Annotated in this window: 2 protein-coding genes; both read left to right on the top strand. The window is 52.3% G+C overall.

What is annotated here, in order from left to right; translation table 11 throughout:
• Window positions 1-368: 368 nt before the first annotated feature.
• Entirely contained in the window at window positions 369-1199 is an 831-nt protein-coding gene (gene folP / locus EP380_RS23350; RefSeq protein ID WP_069710404.1) for a dihydropteroate synthase, read from the top strand.
• Between the two features lie 62 nt (window positions 1200-1261).
• The gene (locus EP380_RS23355; RefSeq protein WP_083274964.1) at window positions 1262-2011 is read left to right on the top strand and encodes a LuxR family transcriptional regulator; all 750 of its coding nucleotides are present in this window, start codon (window positions 1262-1264) and stop codon (window positions 2009-2011) included.
• Window positions 2012-2165 lie beyond the last annotated feature (154 nt).

A 2165-nucleotide genomic window follows, 5' to 3' on the forward strand; every position in this document is an offset into this window, starting at 1 on the left:
CCATCCAATTGTCCGATCTCCACACAAAGTGAGGCAGACCCTTTTATCGTCCCTCCGAATGTTCGATATACGAACACTTGTTCGATACGGATAGAATATGCTATTCAGTTCATTCGTCAAGGCCGACGCAAGCCAACCAAACGAGACAGACGCTCGATGCGTTGGAACCGGGACTGAAATGCGCGCACCAAGGAGCGCGAACACTTGCGACTTGAGTGGAAGAATCGAAGAACTCGGTGGGAACGACACAAACGTGCGGTCGTCGACAGCTTCACCGAGGTGCTTCACCAAGACAGTGGCCTTCCGCCTGAGGGCTAAGAATCGCGCCATCTGAATTAGAACGCCACGATGTGGCCGGGAGCCGATTGATGCAAGATATCCCTCAGATCCTTGGGATCGTGAACATGACCAGCGACTCCTTTTCTGACGGAGGCTTGTTCTTGGATGAGCAGTCCGCGATCGCGCACGCGAATGGATTATGGAAGCATGGCGCCAACATCATTGACCTAGGACCAGCCGCCAGTAATCCAAACGCTGAGTTGGTGGATTCTAAAGAGGAAATTCGGCGACTAAGTCCAGTTATCACCGTGCTTCATAAAGCTAAGATTCCCGTCTCGGTCGATAGCTTTCGAGCAGAAACCCAGCGCTATGCAATTTCGAGAGGAGTAGAATTTCTGAACGACATCACGGGGTTTTCCGAGCCTAGCATTTACGCCGATCTTGCAGTGGCCAAATGCAAACTCATCGTCATGCATTCGATGCAAGCTGGCAACCGTGCAACAGAATCTGACTTTTCGCCACACGAGGTGTGGCTGCATTCGTTTCGGTTTTTTGAAGAGCGTATCGCTACCCTAATTAACGCTGGTATTGCGCCAGAGCGGCTCATTTTGGACCCAGGCATGGGATTCTTTTTAAGTGCCAATCCCGAAGCGTCTCTTCGTATCCTCGCTAATCTAGAGGACTTTTCACATAGGTTCTGCTTACCGCTCTTAATATCCGCTTCTAGAAAGTCCTTCTTAAGGAAGGTAACAGGCAAAGCTGTTGAGAAAATCGGGTCAGCGACGCTTGCAGCGGAGCTGCTCGCTGCTATGGCGGGAGTTAGTTATATTCGTACTCACGACGCTGGAGCATTGGCTGACGGCCTAGCGGTGTTATCGGCTGTGAACTCGAACAAGGGTCACTTCAGCAGCAAAGGCTGACCGCCGGAACGGTCTCATCCCCCAATGGCCGCAAGCACGAGCGGTACAAGAAACCACGATCAATGCATCGGATATTTCAGAATTTTATTGATTGCCTTTCGAGCGCGTCGAATTCAGATGCTCTTCGCGATGCCATGTCGCAGGCAGCAGCGGCGTTCGATCTGTCCTGTTTCGCGTACCTCTCCATGCCGGATAAAACAGGAGGCCAGGCCGGGTTAATATCAAACTATCCATTAGCTTGGACAACCCATTATTTGCAAAGGCATTATGAGCGCTTTGACCCCGTGATCGTTCAGGCACTCGGCCAACCCGAGCCTTTTGAATGGGGTCTCGGAATCGGATCGTTGGCGCCCTCAAAATCGCAAGAATTGTTCGAGGAGGCCGCGAGGTTCGGCATTCGTTACGGTTTTACGATTCCCATTCACAGCAACAGGGGTCCAGTTGCAGCGGTCACGTTTGCCGCCGACGAGCGGCGACCGCAGTTCGAACGAACTATTGGCGAGCACGCACGCGTGTTGCAGTTAATGGCAATGTATTTTCATGCGCACGCCCAGCGGAAAATTGGCAGCAATAGACCCATTACCGGCGCGTCGCTATCAGCCCGCGAGGCAGAATGTCTTGAATGGGCCGCTCAAGGTAAATCCGCCTGGGAGATCGGAACTATTCTCGGCATTTCGCGGCACACAGTCGCAACTTATCTCGAAAACGCCAAAGCCAAACTTGGTGTACGAACAATCGTGCAGGCGGTGGCCCGTGTCACAGAATCCAAATTGATTGGACATCGACCCCATCCGCTGGGTCACCTCCCGTAGTTGCGGGAGGTGACTCAATCATCTTGCTCGCCCTTCAATGGACCCGGTCAATCCAGAGACGGAGGCGGTCCATGATACAGCTCATTACAGCTGACTACTACATCAACTTTATTGGGGTCTGCCTCACTTTGTGTGGTGAATAGATCGTTAGCAG

Origin of the sequence: Nitratireductor alexandrii, assembly GCF_004000215.1 — a bacterium.
Classification (GTDB): domain Bacteria; phylum Pseudomonadota; class Alphaproteobacteria; order Rhizobiales; family Rhizobiaceae; genus Mangrovimarina; species Mangrovimarina alexandrii.

Excerpts from the sequence above, each read along its gene's own strand:
- folP (WP_069710404.1), top strand. The coding sequence starts at position 369 with ATGCAAGATATCCCTCAGATCCTTGGGATCGTGAACATGACCAGCGAC.
- EP380_RS23355 (WP_083274964.1), top strand. The coding sequence starts at position 1,262 with ATGCATCGGATATTTCAGAATTTTATTGATTGCCTTTCGAGCGCGTCG.